Source organism: Tenuibacillus multivorans (assembly GCF_900103915.1).
In the GTDB taxonomy this organism is placed as follows: domain Bacteria; phylum Bacillota; class Bacilli; order Bacillales; family Alkalibacillaceae; genus Tenuibacillus; species Tenuibacillus multivorans.
Window position 1 is genome coordinate 179,416 of the sequence record NZ_FNIG01000005.1, and the last position, 25,920, is coordinate 205,335.

Annotated in this window: 20 protein-coding genes; 13 read left to right on the top strand and 7 right to left on the bottom strand. The window is 40.5% G+C overall.

The genetic code is table 11. The features are described from left to right. Positions 1-3: 3 nt before the first annotated feature. The gene (locus BLP77_RS09575; RefSeq protein ID WP_093856900.1) at positions 4-861 is read right to left on the bottom strand and encodes a MurR/RpiR family transcriptional regulator; all 858 of its coding nucleotides are present in this window, start codon (positions 859-861) and stop codon (positions 4-6) included. A gap of 171 nt (positions 862-1,032) precedes the next feature. Between BLP77_RS09575 and gnd the strand changes: the two genes are divergently transcribed. From gnd to BLP77_RS09605, 6 genes are all read left to right on the top strand, one after another. After that, the gene (gene gnd / locus BLP77_RS09580) at positions 1,033-1,929 is read left to right on the top strand and encodes a phosphogluconate dehydrogenase (NAD(+)-dependent, decarboxylating) (RefSeq protein WP_093856901.1); all 897 of its coding nucleotides are present in this window, start codon (positions 1,033-1,035) and stop codon (positions 1,927-1,929) included. Positions 1,930-2,011: 82 nt separating this feature from the next. After that, on the top strand, positions 2,012-3,070 hold the full coding sequence (locus BLP77_RS09585; protein ID WP_093856902.1) for a TRAP transporter substrate-binding protein: 1,059 nt from the start codon (positions 2,012-2,014) through the stop codon (positions 3,068-3,070). Between the two features lie 126 nt (positions 3,071-3,196). Then, positions 3,197-3,730: a TRAP transporter small permease gene (locus BLP77_RS09590; RefSeq protein ID WP_093856903.1), complete on the top strand. Its 534-nt coding sequence runs from the start codon at positions 3,197-3,199 to the stop codon at positions 3,728-3,730. Next, complete coding sequence (locus BLP77_RS09595) at positions 3,731-5,011, top strand: TRAP transporter large permease (RefSeq protein WP_093856904.1); 1,281 nt, start codon at positions 3,731-3,733, stop codon at positions 5,009-5,011. Between the two features lie 106 nt (positions 5,012-5,117). Then, positions 5,118-6,266 carry a galactonate dehydratase gene (dgoD, locus tag BLP77_RS09600; protein ID WP_093856905.1) on the top strand — a complete coding sequence of 383 codons (1,149 nt, stop codon included), beginning with the start codon at positions 5,118-5,120 and terminating at the stop codon, positions 6,264-6,266. A 362-nt stretch (positions 6,267-6,628) separates the two neighbouring features. Then, complete coding sequence (locus BLP77_RS09605; protein WP_093856906.1) at positions 6,629-7,543, top strand: AEC family transporter; 915 nt, start codon at positions 6,629-6,631, stop codon at positions 7,541-7,543. Positions 7,544-7,622: 79 nt separating this feature from the next. Here BLP77_RS09605 and BLP77_RS09610 read toward each other — a convergent pair whose 3' ends face one another. Genes BLP77_RS09610 through BLP77_RS09620 form a run of 3 tightly spaced genes read right to left on the bottom strand, consistent with a single transcriptional unit; the run spans position 7,623 to position 10,715 of the window. Beyond that, positions 7,623-8,618: an ABC transporter permease gene (locus BLP77_RS09610; protein ID WP_093856907.1), complete on the bottom strand. Its 996-nt coding sequence runs from the start codon at positions 8,616-8,618 to the stop codon at positions 7,623-7,625. Next, the gene (locus tag BLP77_RS09615) at positions 8,599-9,555 is read right to left on the bottom strand and encodes an ABC transporter ATP-binding protein (protein WP_093856908.1); all 957 of its coding nucleotides are present in this window, start codon (positions 9,553-9,555) and stop codon (positions 8,599-8,601) included. Before BLP77_RS09615 ends, BLP77_RS09610 begins: the two co-directional genes overlap by 20 nt. Before the next feature lie 2 nt (positions 9,556-9,557). Beyond that, entirely contained in the window at positions 9,558-10,715 is a 1,158-nt protein-coding gene (locus tag BLP77_RS09620) for a COG1470 family protein (RefSeq protein WP_093856909.1), read from the bottom strand. A 203-nt stretch (positions 10,716-10,918) separates the two neighbouring features. Here BLP77_RS09620 and BLP77_RS09625 point away from each other — a divergent pair, with 203 nt between their 5' ends. Next, a complete protein-coding gene (locus BLP77_RS09625; protein WP_093856910.1) occupies positions 10,919-11,509 on the top strand; it encodes an RNA polymerase sigma factor in 591 nt (196 codons plus the stop codon). Next, positions 11,484-12,176 carry an anti-sigma factor gene (locus BLP77_RS09630; protein WP_093856911.1) on the top strand — a complete coding sequence of 231 codons (693 nt, stop codon included), beginning with the start codon at positions 11,484-11,486 and terminating at the stop codon, positions 12,174-12,176. Before BLP77_RS09625 ends, BLP77_RS09630 begins: the two co-directional genes overlap by 26 nt. A 317-nt stretch (positions 12,177-12,493) precedes the next feature. On the opposite strand, the gene gltC is transcribed toward BLP77_RS09630, so the two are convergent. Beyond that, positions 12,494-13,399 carry a glutamate biosynthesis transcriptional regulator GltC gene (gene gltC, locus BLP77_RS09635; RefSeq protein WP_093856912.1) on the bottom strand — a complete coding sequence of 302 codons (906 nt, stop codon included), beginning with the start codon at positions 13,397-13,399 and terminating at the stop codon, positions 12,494-12,496. 212 nt (positions 13,400-13,611) lie between these two features. On the opposite strand from gltC, the gene gltB reads away from it, so the two are divergent. The 3 genes from gltB to proC all read left to right on the top strand — a co-directional run bounded on the left by gltB (position 13,612) and on the right by proC (position 20,898). Beyond that, a complete protein-coding gene (gene gltB / locus BLP77_RS09640) occupies positions 13,612-18,126 on the top strand; it encodes a glutamate synthase large subunit (protein ID WP_093856913.1) in 4,515 nt (1,504 codons plus the stop codon). Positions 18,127-18,149: 23 nt separating this feature from the next. Continuing rightward, a complete protein-coding gene (locus tag BLP77_RS09645) occupies positions 18,150-19,637 on the top strand; it encodes a glutamate synthase subunit beta (protein ID WP_093856914.1) in 1,488 nt (495 codons plus the stop codon). 469 nt (positions 19,638-20,106) lie between these two features. Beyond that, complete coding sequence (gene proC, locus BLP77_RS09655) at positions 20,107-20,898, top strand: pyrroline-5-carboxylate reductase (RefSeq protein ID WP_093856916.1); 792 nt, start codon at positions 20,107-20,109, stop codon at positions 20,896-20,898. A gap of 107 nt (positions 20,899-21,005) precedes the next feature. Here the strand turns inward: proC and BLP77_RS09660 are convergent, their stop codons facing one another. Then, positions 21,006-22,124, bottom strand: coding sequence for a M20 peptidase aminoacylase family protein (locus BLP77_RS09660; protein WP_093856917.1), 1,119 nt, complete (start codon positions 22,122-22,124; stop codon positions 21,006-21,008). 141 nt (positions 22,125-22,265) lie between these two features. On the opposite strand from BLP77_RS09660, the gene BLP77_RS09665 reads away from it, so the two are divergent. Beyond that, complete coding sequence (locus BLP77_RS09665; RefSeq protein ID WP_093856918.1) at positions 22,266-23,240, top strand: N-acetylglucosamine kinase; 975 nt, start codon at positions 22,266-22,268, stop codon at positions 23,238-23,240. A gap of 147 nt (positions 23,241-23,387) precedes the next feature. Here BLP77_RS09665 and BLP77_RS09670 read toward each other — a convergent pair whose 3' ends face one another. Then, the gene (locus tag BLP77_RS09670) at positions 23,388-24,050 is read right to left on the bottom strand and encodes an LITAF-like zinc ribbon domain-containing protein (protein ID WP_093856919.1); all 663 of its coding nucleotides are present in this window, start codon (positions 24,048-24,050) and stop codon (positions 23,388-23,390) included. Positions 24,051-24,737: 687 nt separating this feature from the next. Here BLP77_RS09670 and BLP77_RS09675 point away from each other — a divergent pair. Next, entirely contained in the window at positions 24,738-25,907 is a 1,170-nt protein-coding gene (locus BLP77_RS09675) for an anhydro-N-acetylmuramic acid kinase (protein WP_245686848.1), read from the top strand. Positions 25,908-25,920 lie beyond the last annotated feature (13 nt).

The following is a 25,920-nucleotide window of genomic DNA, read 5'->3' on the forward strand; positions in this document are numbered from 1 at the left end:
CCTTTATAATCGCTTTTTAGATATAGCTTTTCGCATCTTTTTAACGGCTTCTTTAGAGTGTTCGAGATTTTTAATGTGATAATTGACGTATAGGGCATCCACAATGCTCAATTCTGCAATTCTTGATGAGAGTGCTTCTGTACGATATTCCGTCTCCTCTGAAACGGTATATAATGATAGATCAACAGCTTCAGATAGAGGTGACTTTGCGAAATTGGTAATGGCGACTGTAAAGACACCGTTCTCTTTCGCTACCTCAACAACATCTAAAATATCAATATTAGCACCTGTATGTGAGATGAAAATAGCTACGTTATTTTCAGTTAGTTGCGAGGCTGACATTAACTGTAAATGCGTATCCGTGTAAACATGGGCATTTACACCTAGACGCATGAATTTATGTTGCGCGTCTTGGGCAACTACACCGGATCCACCAGTCCCATAAAAATAAACCCCATTAGCTTTAATAAGCTGATTAGTGGCTTCATCAATTGATTCCTCATTTTGAATTTCTCGTGTCCGTTCAATAGCTTTTATATTTGATTGAAAAACTTTTTCGGTTATTTCGATTGTCGAGTCGTTTTCACTAATTTCTTCATGGATGTCTTCAATAGGGGCGACAACCTCAGATGCTAAAGCAATTTTCATCGCCTGATAACCTTTAAAATCGAGTCTTCTACAGAAACGAAAGACCGTAGCCTCAGCAATATCTAAATCATCAGCTACCTGATTAATGGTTGTATGGATAATTAATTGTGGGTTCCGCAAAATGTATGTAGCAATCTTTTTTTCTTTTTCACTAAATTGACTCATAGAACCACGTATTCGATTTAATACATGCTTGTTGGATGTATCATTCACAGGAATCCCTCCGACGTATTACTTTACTAATATACATTGTATATGAAATTTTTTTCAAACTGAAGTAAAAGTAATGAAATTTTTTTTGAAATTAGTGTTGAATTGAAAAATTTTTATTGTATAATCAAACTTAAGAAAAAAAATTTCACAACATAAGGAAGGAGTTACCAAATGCAGGTTGGATTAATTGGTCTTGGGAAAATGGGATATAACTTAGCTGAAAATCTCATGGACCACGGACACCGGGTCGTAGCAAATGATATTAATAAAGACCAAGTCCAAAGTATTGCTGATGCTGGAGCCACAGCAGCCTTCACCTTGGACGAACTGGTTGATCAGTTGCAGCCTCCAAGAACCATTTGGTTAATGGTACCGGCGGGGAAGGTAACTGAACAAGTGATTAAACAACTCGCTCATTCTTTAGACGAAGGAGATCGAGTTATAGATGGCGGTAACTCCAACTATAAAGACAGCCTTCATCATTCTAAGTATTTAAAAGAAAAAGGTATTTATTTTTTTGATGTTGGCACAAGTGGAGGAACGGATGGTGCCAGACAAGGTGCCTGCTATATGGTAGGCGGTGATCAAGAGCAGTTTAAACAGATAGAACGATTATTTGCAGATACGGCAGTTAAAAATGGCTATCTTTATACAGGGAAAAATGGAAGCGGTCACTTTTTAAAAATGGTTCATAATGGCATCGAGTATGGCATGATGCAAGCGATTGCAGAAGGCTTTGAAATCCTCGATAAAAGCCCATTTGATTATGATTATCAAGCTGTATCAAACGTGTGGAACAATGGATCCGTCATTCGTTCATGGTTAATTGAATTAATGGAACAAGCATTCTCTGAAGATTCCAATCTCGACTCGATAAAAGGGGTGATGAATTCTTCAGGTGAAGGAAAGTGGACGGTTGAAAGTGCTATTGAGTTTGAGATGGCCGCACCGGTTATCGCAATGTCTTTAATGATGCGCTACCGCTCTCAGGAGAATGATACATTCTCTGGAAAAGTAGTTGCAGCCTTACGTAATCAGTTTGGTGGTCATGATGTCGTAGAAAAATAATGAATGGCGAGACTTTAGGTGAAGAGAAACTTTTACGGAGTTAATATTTTGAAAATTATAAAAATAAAAGGGGATGTTTTAAGTGAAAAAGTTTTTTCTATTCCTTGTCGTATCACTATTTGCACTATTATTAGTGGCATGTGGTGGAGAGGAAGATAACACAGGCGAGAGTCAAAATGGCGAAAATGTAAGCGCTTCAGGAGATGGAGAGGTTAAGACGATTCGTGCAGGTATCGGTCTAAACCAAGATCACCCACAGTATAAAGGGTTACTCAAATTTAAAGAGATTGTTGAAGAAGAAACGGATGGAGACATTGTTGTAGAGACTTATCACAGTGGTCAGCTGGGTGATGACCGTTCTATGACTGAAGCTTTGCAGTTAGGATCACAGGAAGTTACAGTTCCTTCTACAGCACCATTAGCAAACTTTGTTCCAGAGTTCAGCGTATTTGATATTCCATTCCTTTTCCCAAGTGAAGAGGTAGCGGATGAAGTTTTAGCTGGTGAAGTGGCACAAGATTTACTAAAAAAATTAGAAGAAAAAGACTTAGTCGGCTTAGCTTACTGGGAGAACGGATTTCGTGATTTAACTAACAGTGAAAGACCCGTTGAAACGATTGAGGATTTTGAAGGTTTAGATATTCGTACGATGGAAAACGATCTTCATTTAGAAGCATTTAAAACACTTGGCGCTAACCCAACGCCAATGGCATTTACTGAATTGTTTACAGCTTTACAGCAGGGTACTGTTGATGGACAAGAAAACCCGTATGCAACGATTTATTTAGAAAACTTCTATGAAGTACAAGATTATGTTTCAGATACTCACCACGTATACAGCCCGTTCGTATTCTTAATGAGTAAGCAGTTTTATGATGGATTAACGGAAGAACAACAACAAATTGTGCGTGATGCTGCTATTGAAGCGGGTGAACATCAGATTAAGTTAAACCGTGAGGCAAATGCTGAGTACTTACAATCTCTAATTGATGAAGGGATGCAGTACTCTGAAATTAGTGATGAAGAACGACAAAAGATGGTAGATGCTGTTCAGCCGGTTATTGAAGATTTTAAAGATGATATCGGACCAGATGTTGTAGATGGTATTTATGAAGCCGTTGAACAAGCCCAAAGTGAATAAGTGTAAATAGGTCCCCCACCTAAAACTCTTGCTGTCCCTTTTGGCGGCAAGAGTTTTGCCTATATAGAGAAAGCTTATCAAACAGCCTGGACTTATGGGGAATTCGGTAAGTATTGAGGTGAAACCATGAATGTGCTTAGAAAAATTGAACAACACATTGAAGAATGGCTTTTAGTTATTTTGGCCAGTGTGATGACCACCGTTATATTTTTACAAGTTGTCATGAGAGAGTTAGATCATTCATTATCTTGGTCAGAAGAACTCGGGCGTTATTGTTTTATTTGGCTTGTTTATATTGGCATTAGCTACGGGGTAAAAAAACAACGTCATATCAAAGTAGATGTTGTCCTCATTTTATTAAATGATAAATGGAAGATTGTCTTATCCATGGTTGCCAATATTTTATTTTTGATTTTTGCTGTTTTAGTCGTGAGATATGGTACAGAAATATCGATGAGTTTATTGCGACTTGGGCAACAGTCACCTGCTTTGCATGTGCAAATGGGGATTGTCTATTTGGCAGCCCCAATCGGAATGGGATTAACCGTCATCCGTTTGCTTCAAAACATTTACCATCAAACTTTAATGCTATTAGGTAAAGAACAAGTCGATGTTGCGGATGAACGTGAAAGAATTGTAGAAGAAGAGGAGGGGATCTAAATGACAGTCGCAGTCCTGTTTGGTAGTTTTGCTTTATTTTTATTGATCAGTGTACCGATTGGAATCGCATTAGGTCTAGCCACCCTCGTTACGATTTTATATTCAGAGTCGGTACCTCTCCTCTTTTTGATGACTGAATTAATCACCTCATTAGACTCATTCCCAATTATGGCCGTGCCATTTTTTATTTTAGCCGGTGAAATTATGGGTAAAGGTGGTATTTCTGAACGTTTGTTTAACTTCGCAAATGCTCTCGTTGGAAGTAAAACAGGTGGATTTGCGATTGCGACCATTATAACCTGTATGTTTTTTGCAGCCATCTCAGGTTCCGGTCCTGCAACCGTAGCCGCGATCGGTTCAATCATGATTCCAGCGATGGTTCGTAAAGGGTATGATAAGACCTTTGCTACAGCAACGGTAGCAGCGGCAGGCTCGATTGGGGTGATCATTCCGCCTAGTATACCTATGGTTATTTATGGTGTAACAGGTGGTGCGTCTGTTGGTGATATGTTTATTGCTGGTATTTTGCCAGGAATATTAGTTGGAATTGGTCTAATGACTTGGGCCTATATTTATTCTAAGAAAAAAGGTTATCGTGGAACATTAGAGAAAACGAGCTTAAGTTATATAGGAAAAACGTTTTGGGAAGCTAAATGGGCGATGGTGATTCCTATTATCATTCTTGGCGGTATTTACGGTGGAAAGTTCACCCCAACAGAAGCAGCGGTTATTGCTGTTGTTTATGGGTTGATTTCAGGTTTCTTCTTATATCGTGAGTTAAAGCTTAAGGATTTACCGAAATTATTGGTCGATTCCTCTTTAACGACCGCAACGGTTTTAATCATTGTGGGTACCGCAACAGCATTCGGTAAATTATTAACCATTGAACAAATCCCTAACCAAATCGCGGAATGGATGTTAACGTTAACGGAAAATAAAATAATATTAATCTTACTAATTACCCTTTTACTATTATTAGTCGGTTGTTTTATGGATACTTTGGCAGCAATTATTATTTTAACACCTATTCTACTGCCGATTGCATCGAATATTGGCTATGATCCGATCCACTTTGGAATTATTATGGTTGTAAGTTTAGCGATTGGATTTATTACACCGCCATTAGGTGTTAACTTATTTGTTGGTTCTGGAATTTCCGGGCTATCCATAGAAAAAATTTCGAAGGCTATTGTTCCGTTTTTCTTTGCGATGGTTCTTTCGGTTTTAATCATTATATTCATTCCGGAGCTTTCATTATGGCTGATTTCGTTCGGCGATTAATGTTGATAGACTGACAGATTTGGTTGTACGTTAAAGCCATTCTGTCAATTATCTTTTGTGTTTAAATTTTCGAGTCAGGAATACGTAAATCTTGAGGTGATAAAGGATGAAAATAACAACATTCACAACCTATGTTGTCCCACCGAGATGGCTATTTTTAAAAATCGAAACGGATGAAGGGATTACGGGTTGGGGCGAACCGGTTATTGAAGGACGTGCCGAAACAGTTCAAGCAGCAGTTCATGAGCTTGAGGACTGTTTAATAGGTAAAAATCCATTACACATTGAAGACCATTGGAATGTCATGTATCGTTCTGGCTTTTACCGTGGTGGTCCGATTTTGATGAGTGCGATAGCGGGTATTGACCAAGCCTTATGGGATATTAAAGGGAAATATTATGACGCACCTGTTTATGAACTAATGGGTGGTGCATGTCGTGACTCTATTAAGGTTTACTCATGGATTGGTGGCGACCGACCAACTGATGTTGGAAAAGCTGCAAAAAAGGTTGTCGAAAAAGGCTTTCAAGCTATTAAAATGAATGGAACAGAAGAACTACAATACATTGATACGTATGACAAAATTGATCAAGTTATTGAACGGGTTGCAGCTGTACGTGATGCAGTTGGACCAAATGTTGGAATTGGCATAGATTTTCACGGCCGTGTACATAAACCGATGGCCAAAATATTAGCAAAAGAACTAGAACCGTATCGTTTAATGTTTATTGAAGAACCGGTATTACCCGAAAACAATGAAGCCTTACGAGAGATTGCTAGTCTAACAGCTATTCCTATAGCGACTGGCGAAAGAATGTATTCAAGGTGGGACTTTAAGTCACTTCTTGAAGACGGTTATGTTGACATTATTCAACCGGATTTATCACATGCAGGCGGTATTACGGAAGTTAAGAAAATTGCAAGTATGGCTGAGGCATATGATGTTGGCCTCGCACCTCATTGTCCTTTAGGGCCGATTGCTCTAGCTGCATGTTTACAAGTTGATGCGACGAGTCATAATGCGTTTATTCAAGAGCAGAGTCTTGGGATTCACTACAATAAAGGTAATGATTTGTTAGACTACATAGAAGACCGTACTGTTTTTGCATACGAAAATGGTCACGTTGGGTTACCGAAAGCACCAGGGTTAGGAATTTCGATTAATGAGGAATGTGTGAAAAAGATGGCTGAGAGAGGCCACCGATGGCGAAATCCCGTATGGCGACATGAAGATGGAACTGTCGCGGAATGGTGATGAATTAGAGTTTTCTGATTGAGCAAAAGGTCAATTGTTACGATTGATAGAGTACTCAGTATGGGGGATTGGGGAATAATAGCTTTTGTATGGGTAATTAAATTGTTTAATGGGGATTCAGTACCCGTTATAGGGCAAAAAACGAGGATCATTGGGGAATTATCGACGATTATAGGGTAATTAATGAGGGTGATCGGGCACTCAGCATGGTTTATTGGGGAATTAAATTTTTCATTAGGGCTTCGGCCCCCTTATAGATCACAGAAACCGGTATAAGTCTTGACTGATGGATTCATTAGAAAGATTGAAGGGCTTTCCTTTAACCACCAAATCATATATATTTAGAATTATGAGTTTCATAGATGAAAGCTGGTGACAATATGAGTCTATTTATTGAAGTGGTTTTGCCAATTGTCAGTATTTTCGCGATTGGGTATATCCTTCAGAAGTGGCGTCATTTAGATGTCAAAACCGCTTCAGCCATCACGATTTACGTCTTTGTTCCATTTTTAGTGTTTCAAGCGTTTTATGATGGGGATTTCAGTGGCGAATTCCCGATGATTGTGCTTATAAGTCTATTAATTTTATTCGCTATAATTTTTCTAGATAAGTTGTTAGCTATGATATTTAAATGGGACAGGGGAGAGGAAAGTGGTATGATCCTCTCGACTGCCTTTATGAATGCAGGTAATTATGGTGCGCCTGTAATTTTATTTGCTTTAGGTGAAGAGGCTTTTACCTATGCGATTTTATTCATGGCGATTCAAACGATCATCATGAATGTATTCGGGGTATATTATGCGTCACGCGGTGATTACGAAATACGCTATGCGATTTATTCTGTTTTTAAAATGCCGGCTACATATGCGATAATCTTGGCCTTGCTACTCAATACCTTTGACGTACAGGTGCATGCGCGAATACTTGAGATGGTAGACTTTATGGCGGCGGTAGCTATTCCGCTCATGATGGTAGTGTTAGGGATGCAGCTCGCTAATATTACGTTTAAAGAATTCGAGATTGGAAAGGTAGCCATCGGTTCCACGATCAAACTAATATTAATGCCGTTCATAACGTGGCTGTTTGTGATCATCTTACCCATCTCGCCGTTATTAGGACAGGTTCTTGTTATCCAATCAGCTATGCCGGCAGCGGCAACGACAACGATGTTTGCATTAGAATTCCGAGCGCGGCCGGACCTTGTGTCGAGTGTCACATTAGTTACGACGCTACTCAGTATCGTGACGATTTCTGTTTTATTAGTCATCATGGTCTAATGGTGCAAACATAACGAACCCCACTCACCAACACGTGAGTGGGGTTCAATTTCTAGGGGGGAAAAGTACTCTATATCAATTAGCTTCGGATTTCTTGACGCATAAAGATGGCATAAGCAATTAAGAAGCAAACGGTACATAGAGCTAATATGCCAAACACTTGTGGCCATATTATCGTAAGACTTTCACTAATTCCAAGTGGGCTTGGAATAGCTCCTGTTGCTTGTTCCATCGTGACCGGTCCGAGTGTTCGGAATCCGGGGTTAAGTAAAACGGTCGTAATTTCAGAAATTAGATAGTTCGGTGACAACCGCATATACATGGTCATCTTTTCTTGGTTCATCGCTTGGGTTTGGTTGGCTTGAAATAGATCTTCTGGCATCGCTGCCGTTACAATAAGGTTGACAATGATCGAGTAGAAAACGCTGAAAAATAACCAGATGGCAATTCCAGATAGCGCTGATGTAGCAGCTTGTTTGAATAAAATTGAGAACAAGATCGACAGTGCTAGCCAGAAAGCGATGTATAACACGATCATCATTAAATAGACAAACACCCGTATAAATTCCTCAAACGTCGGTGGAATTCCGATGATGAGAATGCCTAGTGAGAATATAAGAGCCCCAAGCATTAACACTAAAAAGGCTATGACAAAAAGGCTACCTGTGAATTTGGCTAAGATTAAATAATCCCGTGGAATCGGCTGAGACATAATGCGCAATAATGTTTTATTATTTTTTTCAGAATTGATCGCATCAAATCCCATGGCGATTCCGAGTAGTGGACCCAATAAACTTATAAACGTAATAAAAGGAGGTAACGCACCGTTTTCTCCTGAGATGGTAAAGATTTTTAAATATAGGAATAATTCTTTTGACGAATCGATGTTACTAGCTACATCGCGAATCGATGTTAAAGCTGAATAAAGTGATCCGATACAGGTCAAAAGAATAATAACCATTAAAATGTTAAAACGAATACTCGTAATATGGTCGCGAATTTCTTTTTGAACTAAGACCCAAAAAGGACTGTTCGCTGTGTTTTGTAAAAAGAGACTAAATTTTTCCCGATCCAAGGGTGTCACCTCCTTGGAAGTATTGTTGATAGATATCGTCTAATCCGTAAGACATTTTTCTAAATGATAGAAGGTGGAACCCGTTATCGATAATAGTCTTAGACAGTTCGCCTTCATCTCGTTTCTTCGTGGTGACATGGACTTTACCATCGTAGATCGTGGTTTGGATCTTGTTATCTTGTGATGTTAAAAGCTTTGCAACGCGGTCGGCTGATTCTTTCGTTTCGATTTCATATTGATAGCTGTTTTTATCTAGTAGTTGCTGTTGTAGGGAATCGATATCACCTTCAGCGAGTAATTCCCCATGAACGAAAATACCGACACGATCACAAATTTGTTGCACTTGATGTAAATGGTGCGATGATAAAAGCACTGTAATGTTTCGTTCATCTCTAAGTCGTTGAATCATTTCAAGGAATTCTTGTATCCCTTTTGGATCAATCCCAAGTGTTGGTTCATCCATGATGACAACGGATGGGTCTTTGATTAATGTATCTGCAAGGCCTAGACGCTGTTTCATTCCTCGTGAATATTTACCTGCTTTTTTCTCTTTTGCATGGCTTAAACCGACTTGTTCTAAAAGTTCATCAGCTTTATAGTCGGATTCAAGTTTACTAAATCCGTTGAGTCTTGCTGTTAGAGTCAAATTTTCCTTTCCTGAAAGGTCTTCGTAAACACCGACATGATCAGGTAAGAAACCAACGCGCTTCTTAACCTCAATCGGTTTGACAGTCGGTGAAACGCCTTCGACAAACATTTCGCCATTAGTTGGTTCGGTTAATCCGAGTAGCATGAATATCGTCGTTGATTTCCCGGCTCCATTCGGTCCGAGTAATCCGTAAATCTCACCTTTTTTTATTTTTAAACTTAAATGATTAACGGCTGTTACTTCTTTGTATTTTTTAACAACATTAGATAGTTGGATAACGTTACTCAACCTTATCTCCTCCCATATTTACGGATGAGGAAGAATAGGCTAGCTGCAACGGCAACAATCATGAAAACTCCGATCCAACCCCAGAGCATCGATGTTTTAACACTCATACGGAAATCGGCTTTGCTTGTCGATTGTGGTGCATTGGCGGTAATCGTCATCACGTAATCTCCGGCAATGGCTTGATCGCTAGCATGTACAGTTGCTTGAACATTGACAGATTCGCCAGCTTTTAATTGTTCAATTTTGTCTTGTGAAAATTCAACATTCCATTCTGGTGGTGTACTACTCGATAAGGAAATCTCGGATAAGTCGGATGTTCCCTCGTTTTTAACGACTAAATCTAAGTTGGTATCGTCGCCAGCTTGAATATCAGCACTTAAACGACCATCTGACGTTGTTAGATTTAAATCATAAGTACCTGTCACAACAGACTCTAAAACAACTTCTGAATTTGTTTGCCCTGATTGAGCGATGACTGGAATCTCGTATGTGCCTCTCTTAACCTGTTCAGATGGATTGACCTCAACGTCAACCGTTTTCGATTCGCGTGATTTTACTTTGACACTCGTCACATCAGAACCGTCTGCTTTAAAGTTAACCTGCCAGCCCTCAGGTGCATCGGCTTGAAGCGAATAGTTCTGTTCTTCAGCTGTCTTGTTAGATAGCTCCAAACTATAAGAGAAGGTTGCATCAGCGTCACCTTCCATATTTGGCTGATCAACGGTTAATTCTGTTTGGAAGGTGCCTTGTTCCGTGATATTAACCGTAATCGGGAGTGTTGTCGTTGCACCTGTATTCGATTGGGCTACGACATTAAATGTATAAGACCCTTGATCGATCTGCAGTGGCACGTCTAAATCAATCGTAAATGTTTGTGCTTGATTCGGTGCAACAGATAATTGATTAATAGATTGTCCGCCTGCGGAAATGGAATAGTTCCACTCACCGGATAAATCTTGTAGGCTTAAATCGAGCTGCTGCACTTGTGCTGAATCATTGGTAACGTCAATATCATAGGATAATGATTCGCCAGGTGTAACAGATAATCCGGTGTAAGGTGTGAATAATGTAATCCCACCGGCCGCATTGGATGTGATCGGCTGGATGAAACTAAACAGTAATGCGAAGATGGTTAGGATTTTGAGATACTTTTTCCACATCATGAATCCCCCTGTTTTTATTTTTTTCATAAGTGATACGGGGGAAGATTTGATTTGGATTTAATTTTTTCATAAAAATTTTAAGAGAGTTTGGTTTAGGCGGACAAATGTCCTGAATGATATAATCTACCACCGGTTTTGGGGTTGACAAATAAATTTTTCTTACGCAAAAATAAAATATAGAATGAAAAGGGGTGAGGTGTATGTGGGATACGGATGAGTCTCTCGTTCATGGTATGGAACAAAAATCTAAACAAGCCTTCCAACTATTTTACGAGAGGTATATAGATTATGTTTACCGGATTGTGATCGGTGTTGTTAAAAATCACGATCAAGCATTAGATATCTGTCAGGACTTATTTTTAGAGTATTTTCAAAAAGCACATACGTTTGACCCTGAGCGAGGTAGTGTTAAGGCTTGGGTAGCGGTTAGAGCGAGGAGCCGCAGTGTTGATTATATTCGACAATCTTCGAAGGAAGTAACACTTCACGATCAAGAATATGAAAAGAGGCAAGCCGCAACGACACCTCAAGATGAATTTTTGAAAAAGGAAGAATCTCAGCATTTAGTTCAACTGCTATTTAAACTACCAGCCCATCAACGTAACGCGATTGTTGATAATTACGTGCATTCTCTTACACATCAAGAAATAGCTAAGAAGTTAGATAAACCGTTGGGAACCGTTAAGTCAACTATTCGCTACGGTATACAAAAACTACGAAAATATTATACGTCCGATAACGTCGAAAAGGATCGGGGTGATTCCATTGACGAACAATCATTTAACCGATGAACAGTTTGTTGATTATATTGAAGGGAACTTAGAAGAAACAGAACACGCAAAGGTCAGTCAGCATTTACAGGATTGTGAAGAATGTCAAGCTTCCTATCAATCATGGGCCGATCTGTTAAACACTGATATAGAGCTTAATGAGTTGGATCGCCGAAGGGTTTGGCACGGTATTCAATACAAAGTGCAGGAAAAAGAGGTCCAACAACAAACCTGGCGTAAACGTTTGATTTATGCTGGTTGGTCAGTCTCTTGTCTACTATTTTTGATCGTCGGTTATTTAGTTGGTCAAAATGGCTCGGAACAAGAATTTGCAGGGCCAATGCCTGAAGGTGAACGTCTCGGACGGTTTATGGATCAACCTGTTCAGCATTACGATATGGTGAATAGTGAAGACGGAGAAAGTCAAGGTATTGCCTGGTACAATCCGTATCAAAAACAGATGATTCTTTACCTCAACGATCCGAGAACGATTAGTGATCAAACGCAACAAATACAAATTGAAACGCTAGATCGCGTCATTCCGATACAGCCGAATCATCTTCGTGATGGTCGAATGCAGTTTTATGTCCGAGATCAAGATTTGCAAGATTTATCGCAGTTGATTGTGACAGATGATGAGTCGAAAGAAGACGAACAAACCTATTATTTCCGTATTATAGCGGAATAAAATACTTTTCTGATTAAGTAGTTCAGTTTTGGTGTACAAAAGAGCCGATTGTACCCTTAATTGAACTACTTTTTTAGCAGGTAGGAAAGTATAAAATTTTACCCTGCCTGCATAAGTGCAACAACGTCTCTGACTTCACTTAATTAGCTCGTCAATCTACTAGTTTTCTTTATAAAATTACAGAGGGGAGCTGAGAGTTCAATGCGAATGTCCAAGTTTGGGATGTGGTAATGGGAAAATTTACACTTTAAGAAAAATGAGATTAAAGTAACTAAGGCTTGTCGCTATTAAGATTTGACGACAAGCCTTAGTATGTCTCAGTACACAAACCTATTTAATTTTTCGTAGTAGGATTCTAGAAATTCAAAAAAGACTTGCTCGGACGGAGCTACTTCTCGATTCGATGGTAAGATAATACCAACTGTACGCGAAACATTCGGTTCAATGATTTCAATGGATTTGGTGTCGCGCATCGGCATATCATTTAACGTAATTTCGGGAAGTAAGCTCACGCCGAGTCCAGCTGATACGAGTCCTTTAATTGTGTCGACGTCTTCCCCTTCAAAGGCAATTCGAGGTTGAAATCCAACCTGAGAGCTAGCCTTCATAATGATGTCCCGTATGATATATCCCTGTCTAAAAATAACAAAAGGTTCATGTCTTAATTGGATTAAACGTAAATAGGGTTCGTTAGCTAATTCGTGATGTTTGGATAATAAGGCCATAATTTTTTCGGTAAAAAAGATGTGCCCTTCGATATCGTCTTGGTTTGATGGGACAGGGGAGACAAAGGCGATATCAATGTGCCCAGAGATGACGGCATCTGTTAATTCTTTCACAGTCCCTTGGTGTAATTGAAAACCAATCTGCGGGTGTTCTTTTCTAAATGCGGATATCACATTTGGTAGTGTTTTTGCAGCTAAGCTAGTCGGGAAGCCTAAGCGAATCGTCCCGCTTTCTGGGTTTAAGTATTCATAGATTTCCCGTTCGGCTTTATCGAATTCAAGCATCGCTCGTTTAACACGGTCAAGAAAAATTTCTCCCACAGGGGTCAGACGTATTTTCCTTCCACCACGTAAAAATAATTTAACTCCAAGCTCTGCTTCTAAATTAGCAATTTGTCTGCTCACAGCTGATTGAGCGACGTGTAATTCAGCTGCCGCCTCGCTCACATGTTCTAATTCAGCCACTTTGATAAAATATCTTATTTGTCTTAGCTCCATTATATCAACCCTCACGACGTATTATCTCATTTTGCGATTAATAGTATCGAATATATATATTGAAAGCATAACAGAAAAACTTTACGATTAAAATAGCATGTTGTCGCATTTTTAATACTTTTACTATTTTTATAAAATTGCTATAAAAACACAACACTCCTCGCGTAAAGCGAGTTTTTCTTTAAGTGAATATAGAAAGGGTGAGGTTATACGTGATTCAAACAGGACTTCCAGAAAAACACGGGTTGTATGACCCGAAGTTTGAAAGTGATGCGTGTGGAATAGGTTTTATTGCAAGTATAGATGGTGAAAAAACGCATCAGATGATCCAGGATGCGATCACGATTCTCTGTCGACTCGAGCATCGTGGTGGTCGTGGATCAGATCCGAATACCGGTGACGGTGCTGGGATTATGATGCAAATTCCAGATGAGCTGTACCGTAAAGAGTGGAATTCAAAGCTGCCTGAGCAAGGCGAATATGCAGTTGGGATGTTATTTTTACCGCAGGAAGAACGTTTAAGAAAACTGGCTGAGTCAGTCGTTGAGCAAGTCATTGAAGCGGAGCAGCATGATTTGATCGGTTGGCGCACAGTCCCGGTTGATGACTCCATGCTATCTGAGACGGCAAAATCGACGATGCCTTATATCCGACAAGTTTTTATTAAAAAACCTCAAAATACTTATATAGAAGAAAAATTCAAACAATCTTTATACTTAATTCGCCGTATCATCGAAAAGCGCGTGGCTAACATGGAGGAGCTCAAAAAGGGACCGTTTTATTTTGCGAGTCTTTCGCCAGGTACGATTGTGTATAAAGGTATGCTCACACCAGAACAGATGGATCAGTTTTATTTAGATTTAAATAATCCAATCGCTAAAACGGCTTTTGGCATGGTGCATTCGCGTTATAGTACGAATACGTTTCCGTCATGGGAACGCGCGCATCCAAACCGGATGCTCATGCACAATGGTGAGATTAACACGATTACGGGTAATGTCAACTGGATGAAAGCACGTGAAACGGCAGCAATTTCTCATATTTTTGAAGAGCGTCATGAGGAGCTTTTACCAATCATTGACGAAGAATCAAGTGACTCGGGGATGCTTGATCAGGCCTTTGAGTACCTTGTGACAAATGGCCGTTCCATGTCACAGACATCAATGATGATGGTTCCGGAGGCTTGGGATTTAAATGAACAGATGAAGGACCCTGAGCGTGCCTGCTTTGAATATTTAAGCACGATTATGGAGCCCTGGGATGGTCCGACAGCGATTGCCTACACAGACGGAAAACAAATTGGGGCATCACTTGACCGAAACGGGTTACGTCCAGCGCGTTATTATATTACAGAGGACAATCGAATGGTGCTATCCTCTGAGGTTGGCGTTGTCGATATTGAACCGGAGCAGGTTGTTCAAAAAGGACGCCTCGCGCCAGGTGAGATGATTTTAGTTGATTTAGAAAAACATGATGTTTTATTCAATGAAGATATCAAGCGTGATATCGCGACGAAGTTTCCATACCGTGAATGGCTGAATGAGTCATTGATTCAATTAAAAGGTTTTCAAGACCATGATGCATCTGAAGAATTATCGGATTATGAGCTATTACAGTTTCAGTTAGCGAATGGGTACACGAAAGAAGAATTAATGAAAAACATATTGCCGATGGTGACGGAACAAAAAGATCCGATTGGTTCAATGGGGAACGATACGCCACTAGCGGTTTTATCGGAACAACCGCAATTGTTGTTTAATTACTTTAAGCAATTATTTGCGCAGGTGACGAATCCGCCTATTGATGCGATTCGGGAAAAAGGTGTGACCTCAACCACTTCTTATCTTGGGCCGCGTCATAATTTCTTAGATGATGGACCTGAGCATTGTAGGCGAATTCGCTTATATACACCGATTTTAACGAAGCAGGAATTCGATGCGGTCGTTCATAATAGTCGTAGTGATTTCCGTTTTGAGCGTGTATCGACGACTTATCCGATTTCACGCGGAGCAGCTGGTATGGAATCCGCATTAGAGTCCATGTTTAAACAAGTTGAAACCGCCATCGAACAAGGCGTTTCGATGATTGTGTTAACGGACCGGGATACTTCCAGTGAACGTGTGGCCATCCCGTCATTATTAGCTGTGAGCGGTTTACACCATTATTTAGTCCGTAAAGGCTTGCGGACGAAAGCGAGCCTAATTTTAGAAACGGCTGAGGCGCGTGATGTTCATCAGTTCTCAGTTTTAATTGGCTTTGGTGTCGATATGATTTATCCGTACTTAGCTTATCGTTCAATTGAGAAGCTCGTGGCTGATCAATTTGTAGAAGATTATCGTTATGAAAAGGCAATTGAGCGGTATCGTGAAGCGGCGACGAATGGCATTGTTAAAGTGATGTCGAAAATGGGGATTTCGACGATTCAAAGCTACCGTGGTGCGCAGACATTTGAAGCGATTGGAATTGACCATGAAGTGATGGATCAATATTTTTATGGGACATCGTCTAAGCTTAGTGGTATTGGGTTAGAGAGTATTGCCGAAGAATCGATCACACGACATCTTTTAGCTTACGGTGAACGCCGAACGACTTTACCATCTGGTGGTGCGATGCAGTGGCGTAGCGATGGCGAGCATCACTCATTTAACCCGCGAACAATCCATACGCTTCAGCACGCTGCACGTATGAATAGTAAGCCATTATATGAGAAGTTTTCAGAGCTAGTCGAAAGTGAAAAAGTAACATATTTACGTGATTTATTGGACTTTAAATTAGATGAGTCTAAAGCGATTCCGATAGATGAAGTCGAGCCCGTTGAGGACATTTGGAAGAGGTTCAAAACCGGCGCGATGTCGTATGGGGCTCTGAGTCAGGAAGCCCATGAAATGCTTGCGATTGCGATGAATCGAATCGGTGGTAAAAGTAATAGCGGTGAAGGTGGGGAAGATCCTAATCGTTTTACGCCAGATGAGAATGGAGACTTACGACGCAGTGCAATTAAGCAGGTGGCTTCTGGTCGTTTTGGTGTGACGAGTTATTATTTGACGAATGCCGATGAGGTTCAAATCAAGATGGCACAAGGCGCTAAGCCAGGTGAGGGTGGTCACTTGCCGGGTAAAAAAGTTCACCCGTGGATTGCGGATGTCCGTAAGTCGACACCAGGCGTAGGGTTAATTTCACCACCGCCACACCACGATATTTATTCAATTGAGGATTTAGCGCAATTAATTTACGACTTAAAGCATGCTAATCCAGATGCACGCTTAAATGTGAAATTGGTGGCGAAATCTGGTGTTGGAACGATCGCTGCTGGTGTTGCCAAAGGTAGAGCCGATGTCATTTTAATTAGTGGTTATGAAGGCGGAACAGGAGCATCTCCGAAAACGAGTATTCGTCATGCTGGTCTTCCGTGGGAGCTCGGTTTAGCCGAAGCTCATCAGACATTAGTTTTAAACGGCTTGCGTGAGCGCGTTCGTTTAGAAACAGACGGAAAGCTCATGACCGGTCGTGATGTGATTAAGGCAGCATTACTTGGAGCAGAAGAATACGGATTTTCAACGGCACCTATGGTCGTGCTTGGCTGTATTTTAATGCGTGCATGTCATTTAGATACGTGTCCAGTCGGTATTGCGACACAAGATCCCGAGCTACGGAAAAAGTTTGCAGGCAATGCCGATCACGTGGTCAATTATATGCGTTTTGTCGCTGAGGAAATGCGGGAAATTATGGCTCAGTTAGGTGTTCGCACATTAGATGAATTAATTGGTCGTACGGACTTCCTTACTGTTAATCATAAAAAAGCAGAGCATACCAAGGCAAAGCAGCTTGATTTAGAGCCATTGTTAATGACAGCAGATGTTGGCTGGCTTGAAAACGAACGTCCGGATCTTAACGTTTATGATGACCACCATATGGATACGACTGAGTTGATTCCGAAATTGGACCGAGCACTTGAAAATAGTGAATTAGTTCAGTTAGATTTACCAATCGAAAACACGAATCGAACCGTGGGAACGACACTCGGTTACGAAGTTTCCAAGCGATACGGTGAAGAAGGCTTACGAGAGGATACGATTGACTTACGTTTTACAGGTTCCGCCGGTCAAAGCTTCGGTGCGTATGTACCGCATGGTGTTACGATGCATGTTAATGGCGATGGTAATGACTATGTAGGTAAAGGTTTATCCGGTGGTAAATTAATATTCCAACCTAATCTGCCGCCTGCCTTACACCGTATGGAAGAGGTCATCATCGGTAACGTTGCCTTATTTGGAGCAACAAGTGGCGAGGCTTACATTAATGGCGGAGCAGGTGAACGTTTTGCCGTTCGAAATAGTGGCGCACGTGCTGTCGTTGAAGGTGTTGGCGATAATGGCTGTGAATATATGACAGGTGGTCGTGTTATTGTTCTCGGAGGCATTGGTAAAAACTTTGCTGCCGGGATGTCAGGCGGTATAGCCTACATTTGGGCTAACGACATACAGGACGTTAAAAAAAAATGTAATAAAGAGCTCGTTTTATTTGAGGCATTGGAAGACTCAGATGAAATGAGTGAATTAAAAGATATGTTATTAAAGCATGTCCAATATACAGGTAGTAAACGCGCGAAATATATTCTGAATCATTGGGATACGGCTGTGCATCAGTTTGTAAAAATCATTCCTGAAGAGTTTAAAGCGATGCTATCTAAAGAAAGTCAGGAAAACCAGGAGAAAGTCGTTCAGTAAACAACAAAGGAGGGAGAGGTAGCATGGGATATTTAAAAGGTTTTATGGATTTTAGTCGAAAAGACCAGGATGTACGTGATCCTATCGAGCGGATTAAAAACTGGGAAGAGTACGTCGTTCGCTTTGACGATGATGAGTTAAAACGCCAAAGCTCACGCTGTATGGATTGCGGCACACCTTTTTGCCATACAGGAGCTGAATGGGATGGCGCCAACGTTGGCTGTCCAGTGAACAACTTTATACCAGAGTGGAATGAACTTGTGAGTGAAGAGAACTGGCAGGAAGCGTTGAAACGACTTGAGGAAACAAATAACTTCCCAGAATTTACGGGCCGTGTATGTCCTGCACCATGTGAGGGCTCTTGTACACTTGCAATAAATGATGATCCAGTGACGATTAAATCGATAGAAAACGAAATTATTGAACGCGGCTTTGACAACGGTTGGGTCGAAGCGAAGGTGCCAACCCGTCGTACGGATAAACGCGTAGCAATCGTAGGCTCCGGCCCAGCTGGTTTAGCGGCAGCTGATCAGCTTAATGAAATGGGACATCACGTGACCGTTTATGAACGTGATGACCGTCCAGGCGGCCTGTTAATGTATGGTATTCCGAATATGAAGCTCGAAAAAGATACCGTTGACCGACGCATTAAGGTGATGAAAGAGTCAGGCATTGAATTTGTCTGTAACACAGAGGTTGGCGTCGATGTCACGCGTGATGAACTGAACCGTGACTACGATGTGGTCATCATGTGTACGGGAGCCCAAGACCCACGCGACGTTCCATTAGAAAACCGTGAAAGTAGCGGGATCCATTTTGCGATGGACTATTTAAAGGCTTCAACAAAAGCACTTGAAACCGATCCTAAAAACACACCGATTACCGCAGAAGGTAAAAACGTGATTGTCATCGGAGGCGGTGACACAGGTGCCGACTGTGTCGCAACTGCGCTAAGACAAAACGCTAAGCGTGTCGTTCAATTCGGCAAACACCCAGCCAGTCCTGAGGAACGTACTAGTGACAATCCTTGGCCAGAGTTTCCGATGACCTTTAAACTAGACTACGGCTATAAAGAAGGCCTTGAGTCTCAAGGCGAAGACCCACGAAAATATGAAGTGCTTACCCAGCGATTTGAACAGGGAGAAGATGGGAACGTAGCGGCCTTACATACCTTAAATGTCGAGAAGGTATATGAGGACGGAAAGCTCGTCACGAAAGAAATCCCTGGCACTGAGCAAGTGTGGGACGCAGACCTAGTCTTAATTGCGATCGGATTTTTAGGCCCTGAACAAGAAATATTAGAACACTTTAATCTACAAACAGATGAACGTGGCCGCATTTGGACACTGGATGGCAGTAAAGACTACTGCACAAATGAACAAGGCATTTACGCAGCCGGCGACGCACGTCGCGGCCAAAGCCTCGTCGTTTGGGCGATTCGAGAAGGACGCGAAGTCGCAGAGCAAGTCCACGAATATTTAACAGAGGAAAGTAAGATGAATATTGTTTAATAGGAAAAAATTCCGCCTTTGGGGCGGAATTTTTATTATAAGTTATGAGGATTGGGGTCTGGACTCACCAATCCGAGGTGTAACTCGTTAATCTGATGAGTGCACTCACCAATTTGAAGGCTCGACCAGTCAAGAAGAGAAATCAATCCGTAGAATAGTGAGACCATCCGCCAAAAAGAGAGGTCGATCCGCCGAAAAGAAGGGTCAATCCGCCAAAAAGAGGAGACCATCCGCCAAAACAAGGGGTCGAACCGCCGAAAAAGGAGTTCAATCCGCCGAAAAGAGGGGTCGAATCGCCAAAACGAGGGGGTCAATCCGCCAAAACGAGGGGTCGAACCGCAAAATCAATGGAGAATTAGCGAATAAATTATTTAAATGGTTCGATGATAAGAATGTGACTTGGCATTTCCATCATTTAGCGTTATGATATCAATTAACTCATTACCAAAAAAATGAAAGGGGTGTGTTTATGGCAATCCAGAACATTGGTTTTATCGGTTGCGGTAAAATGGCTCAGTCAATCATTAATGGCATGATTACATATGGTGGTTATGCCCCCGAACAAATTCAAGCTACAGCCGTAACGGACAAGACAATTAGTTATGTGACGGAGAAATTTGGAATAGAAATTGGCAATGATAATCAAAAAGTAGCCGCGGAAAGCGATGTGCTTTATTTAGCAGTGAAACCGTATGTCTATCCAAATGTCATTGAGGAAGTCCGATCACATATCAGGAAAGATACCATTATTGTCACCATTGCCGTCGGTGTTACGTTAAAGGAAATGGCAAATTTATTTTCTTCTGAAACAAGAGTGGTGCGGACAATGCCCAACACACCTGCTTTCGTTGGTGAAGGGATGACAGCCTATTGTCCGAATGAAAACCTCACCGACCCTGAACTAGAAGAGCTGCAATCACTTTTTTCAAGCTATGGTCAGGCTGAAATGGTTAAAGAAAACTTGATGGACGCGATTACCGCCGTGAGTGGTTCATCACCAGCCTATGTCTATGTGTTTATTGAAGCGATGGCGGATGGTGCTGTGAAGCAGGGCATCCCGCGGGAGCTTGCCTACCAACTAGCGACTCAGGCCGTCTATGGGGCAGCCAAAATGGTGATGGAAACGGGACTTCATCCAGGTGAATTAAAGGATCACGTGACGACGCCTAATGGCACAACAATTCGAGCACTGGCCTCATTAGAGGAAGACGGCTTTCGAGGATCTGTCATAAAAGCGATAGATCATTGTTTTAAAAAGTAAAGTTGTAAAGAACTTAGCTTTAGCTGAATAAGTAATAGCATGTGAACATTCAAAGTTTCACATGCTATTCTTTGTTGTTATTAAGATTATTTTTCTTCACGATTCTCCTATCCTAACGTCCTCCTCACAGTCTCAACCATAACCTCAACCGACTTCGGAATGGCATTAAAGTTAAATGTCATATTCGGATGGTGAAGGCCAGGTCCTAGATCACATCCGATCCCAAGCATGGTAGCTTTAAGGTGTGGGCGTTCGATCGTATAAAAATGAAAGTCGTCGCCACCTGTTGTGACAATCGGATCTTTTAAGGCATCTTCACCAGCTGCACGCTGGATCCCTTCCGCCATATGTGAAATCGCCTCGTTGTTAGTGACCGATGCGGCTACATTGGCTCCGAGTTCTAGTTCAATCTTTACTTGATGATATTCCTCAAGCATATGCACCACTTGATTCAGCTTGTCATTTATTTGATCCATTGCTTCGTTCGTTTGTGCGCGTAAGTCTAATGAAAAGGTGGCACTTCCTGGGATGATATTCTGGCTTTTTCCACCAGCTTGAAAGCCTGTCATTTTAATGGAGTGGGGAATCATCGGATTCACTTGAATGTTTCGAATATAGTGGTTTAAGTCAGCACCGATATCTATCGCGTTCGCAGTTAAATGAGGACGAGCGCCGTGTGCATCTTCTCCTGTTATTGTACCGTGTATAAAGCGTGCGGCACCATGTTTAATGACGGGGGTAAATTCACCATGATTTAATTCCTCTTTAGGACGTAGGTGCATGCCGTAGAGATAATTGACATCATCGACGACCCCTTTTTCTACAAGCTTTAAGGCACCTGTTCCTTTTTCTTCGGCAGGTTGGAAAATGAAGCGAACAGTTCCGTTAAACGCTTCACTTGAATGGTGGAAAGCTAGTAGTGTTCCTAACACAATCGTCATATGCGCGTCATGGCCGCAGGAATGGTTAGCCTGGAATTCGCCGTCAACCTGTTGCCAAAGGGCATCGATATCGGCACGAACAGCAACGACTGGTTTTCCGTGACCTATCTCAGCCACTAAACCAGTACAATCGGAAAACGTTTTAACATTTATACCTTCATTTTCAAGTAGATTTTCAATGTATTCAGTCGTTTTAACTTCCTCCCAGCTAATTTCAGGATACGTGTGAAGGTGGTTAAAAATATCTATTAACTGAGGCTTCAATGATTCTATGAGTTTATTCATGTTAACGCTCCTTTTTCTGTGAATTAAAGAAAAGATAGCACAAATTATAAATCTCTTCAATCGTATGGTAGGGTTGATAAATGCTAATAAACTATTTAATATTAAAATAGTTTATAAAATTGTGAGAGCGATGGTGTCTATATGGTTTATGTGATTGGAATAGATGGTGGTGGCACTAAAACGAAAGCGGTTCTGGCTGACCAAACTGGCCAGGTTTTTGCTACTGCTGCAGGTGGTCCGAGCAATCCGAATTCAGTAACGGAACATGAGATATATGAATCATTATCGGAGCTATTTAAATCTCTAAAAAAACAGTCACCTGAGGCGTTTGATCAAGTGTCTATTTGTTTTGCCGGTATGTCTGGTGTCGGATTAGATCCTAATCAAAGCTCTTTAAAAACGGTTTTAACAAACATATGTCAACCTTATGATATGGATGTCGAGTTAGCCCATGACGGTGTGATTGCGCTATATGTTGGTACGGGTGGTCAGGATGGTATTGTTCATATTTCTGGAACTGGCTCAATTACATATGCCATAAAGGATAATCTTATAAAAAGAGCAGGGGGCTGGGGGTATCTTTTCGATGATTTAGGTAGCGGTTATTCTATAGGTAAGGAGACGTTGGCCGCCGTTCTCCAGGAATATGATGGTCGGGGCGAACGTACGGTTTTAACCTCAAAAGTTTTACAATACTTTAATGCAGACATTCCACCTGACCTTGTTTCGTTAATCTATCAGGCCTCAAACCATCGCACACTCATTGCGCAACTATCTAAATTAACGTTTGATGCCTATGAAGAAGGGGATGACGTCTCCATTCAAATCATCAAACAGGCTGCCAAGGATATTAGCCATTCGATCAAGTCATTAGCTAACGATGTATATGCTAACCATGATCAAGTGAATGTTGTGTTATCAGGCGGTTTATTTAAACGGGACCACATCATGATTCCGTTAATAAAAGATGATTTAAAGGGTACGGGTCACGCGTATAACCTTCAATTATTATATGCTGAACCTGTTTTTGGTGCTGTCATTGGGGGATTAAAGCATTTAGGACTAGAGATTTCAGAGGGATTTATGGAAAATATATTAGTTAAACATAATGTTTAAGTCCCTTTAATAAGAAACAAATAACATCACCCGTAGATATCAATTCCAACTACACTCTTATCCTTTTCATCAACAACTAAAACAATTTGTTTTTGCCAATGTACTGAAAGCACGAATAGTCACTGACTCTTTTATTTACAAAAATCACTACTCTTGTTCTTTTTGATCAGATAAAATTTCGACGTTTATTATTTGTAGATTCTTGCCAAGCTCTTTTAACCAGTTATGTATATCAAGATCGTTATCTTTGATATTATTAAACTCATCTTTTGTAAGAAGTTCTTTCCCTAACTCAGTAAGGGAAGTTTTGTTTGTATATTCGTTTTCATCAAATGAAACAAAATCACCAGCTTCTTGGATGACACGTCGAAATTTTGAACCCACCTTAGAAGAAGATTTTATCTCTGGAACATCATTTTGTTCGTTATATTCAACCACACGGTAGGTCGTTGCTTTCTTTGTTCCATTAACCTCAACAAGAAAAATTTGTCCTTTTCCTTTCGCAACTTTAAAAAGTCTTTCTTCTTGATCCTCTATCCATTTCCCTAAATAAGGGAATAACTTTTCTTCTAATTGTTGATGTTCCTTTAATAATTCTTCTCTTTCACGCCAATCCATTCGCAACAACTGATCTGATGATAATTCAGTACCGCAAACATTACAAACATGCGTGTATGGGAATACAAAAGGGATCCAGCAAAAGAAAATGCCATATGGAATGAATAAAAGAATTACGCAGACTACGACACGTAAACCTATGGAATATGTTTTTTCCACATCATCACTTTTACATTCTGGACATATATCCATAAACACCCTCCTACTCATAAGTATTTCATATAAAATCAGCCTTACTAAAAATTCATTCAAATTAAACTGCGTTGTTTCTCAATAAATCCTTCATGTTAAGCCAACTTCCACATAGTTTAACAAGGACAATCAATCCATAACTTATTCTTGAACCATTTGTTTCAAAATGTATAATTTTTCCTTTTGTTTTTGGCTATGTTCGATATACATTTGTAGATTATATACACTATCGTAATTTATCATTCTCAAATTCATATTCGAAACCTAATACATTTTCATATAGAAAAAAATCTCTTATTATTGTGAAATACCTTGTTCATACTTTAAATTTATACTTTTCGATAATCCTAATAGTTCTCCAATGTCCATGATTGTTCTCATCCTTTCTTTCCCCAGATAGTACAACACCTTAGTTGCTACATTATTCTTATATCGATTTTAACATAATTTTCTATTTAATCTTCAATAAAATAAAAATTCACACAAAAAGTACACCCACCACAATATTTAATTCGGCTTCATGAATAGCAACAGCAACGTGGGTTTATGTGTACCTCTAAACAGAATGAACACTTTGATTTTCTTTAGAATAAAAAAATATTTTATAATTATTCTGAAAACATTGATATATTATTTCAATTCGATTATGATAAATTTAAGTGATTACATCAAAAAGGGCTGTTTTTTATGAATGAGCAAAATCAAATGACGGTATGTGGTGTCATGTCAGGGACCTCTTTGGACGGAGTCGATGTGGCTATTGTTCATTTCGAGAATATAGAGGATGACCTGCAGTTTGAATTAAAATATTTTACAACGATTCCATATACTCATGATTTGCAAAAACGTCTACAATCAATCGTTCAACTGACAAGTCAGTCCCCAGACATCTCATCGATGAATATGCTACTTGGTGAAACATATGCCAAAGCTGTCAATCAGGCCATTGAACAATCAGGTCTGGAAAAGCACCAAATTGATTTGATTAGTTCACACGGCCAAACGATTTTTCACAACCCAACACCAACTCAACAGGATCCACTCCACCGTCCCAACACTTTACAAATTGGAGATATTAGTGTTATCGCAGAATTAACGGGCATTCCTACAATAGGTGACTTCCGGACGAGGGATATGGCGGTTGGTGGGCAAGGGGCCCCGTTAGTCCCTTATGCCGATTACGAACTCTTTCGTTCCCAAGATGTTGGTCGAATACTTGTTAATATAGGTGGGATTTCTAATATGACCTTATTGAAAAAAGGGTGTCATGCAGATGAGGTCATTGCCTATGACACGGGTCCAGGGAACATGCTGATTGATGCCTTTGTGACTTGGCATTCCAAAGGTGAGATGACGTTTGATGAAGATGGCCAATTGGCAAGTCAAGGACAGGTTAACCATCAATGGCTCAATGAACTCCTAAAACATCCTTATTTTTCAGAGCGCCCGCCTAAAAGCACGGGGAGAGAGCAGTTTGGGATTGATTACGCCAAAACATTATGGCAGCAAGCGAAGGCAAAAAACATCTCGGAGTTGGATCGAATAGCCACTATAACAGATCTAACCGCTCATACATTAGCTGATTCACTTAATCAACACATTAATGAAGATGATATAAAAGAAATTTACATAAGTGGTGGGGGCTTTCGAAATCAATACTTGATGGCTAGATTGAAAGAAGCGCTACCGGAACATATTAATCTACAATCCACCCAAACATTAGGGATTGATCAGGACGCGAAGGAAGCGATTGTGTTTGCTTTACTCGGTTATTTAGGTTTTAACCGAAAAACAAATAACCTACCATCAGCAACTGGAGCTCGTAAAAGTGTCGTGATGGGGAAAATTTCTTGGTAATCGAAAACTATAG

Coding starts and splice junctions, on each gene's coding strand:
- BLP77_RS09670 (WP_093856919.1), bottom strand. CDS start 24,050: ATGGATATATGTCCAGAATGTAAAAGTGATGATGTGGAAAAAACATAT.
- BLP77_RS09625 (WP_093856910.1), top strand. CDS start 10,919: ATGTGGGATACGGATGAGTCTCTCGTTCATGGTATGGAACAAAAATCT.
- gnd (WP_093856901.1), top strand. CDS start 1,033: ATGCAGGTTGGATTAATTGGTCTTGGGAAAATGGGATATAACTTAGCT.
- BLP77_RS09595 (WP_093856904.1), top strand. CDS start 3,731: ATGACAGTCGCAGTCCTGTTTGGTAGTTTTGCTTTATTTTTATTGATC.
- BLP77_RS09645 (WP_093856914.1), top strand. CDS start 18,150: ATGGGATATTTAAAAGGTTTTATGGATTTTAGTCGAAAAGACCAGGAT.
- BLP77_RS09660 (WP_093856917.1), bottom strand. CDS start 22,124: ATGAATAAACTCATAGAATCATTGAAGCCTCAGTTAATAGATATTTTT.
- BLP77_RS09620 (WP_093856909.1), bottom strand. CDS start 10,715: ATGTGGAAAAAGTATCTCAAAATCCTAACCATCTTCGCATTACTGTTT.
- BLP77_RS09665 (WP_093856918.1), top strand. CDS start 22,266: ATGGTTTATGTGATTGGAATAGATGGTGGTGGCACTAAAACGAAAGCG.
- gltC (WP_093856912.1), bottom strand. CDS start 13,399: ATGGAGCTAAGACAAATAAGATATTTTATCAAAGTGGCTGAATTAGAA.
- BLP77_RS09590 (WP_093856903.1), top strand. CDS start 3,197: ATGAATGTGCTTAGAAAAATTGAACAACACATTGAAGAATGGCTTTTA.
- proC (WP_093856916.1), top strand. CDS start 20,107: ATGGCAATCCAGAACATTGGTTTTATCGGTTGCGGTAAAATGGCTCAG.
- dgoD (WP_093856905.1), top strand. CDS start 5,118: ATGAAAATAACAACATTCACAACCTATGTTGTCCCACCGAGATGGCTA.
- BLP77_RS09605 (WP_093856906.1), top strand. CDS start 6,629: ATGAAAGCTGGTGACAATATGAGTCTATTTATTGAAGTGGTTTTGCCA.
- BLP77_RS09675 (WP_245686848.1), top strand. CDS start 24,738: ATGAATGAGCAAAATCAAATGACGGTATGTGGTGTCATGTCAGGGACC.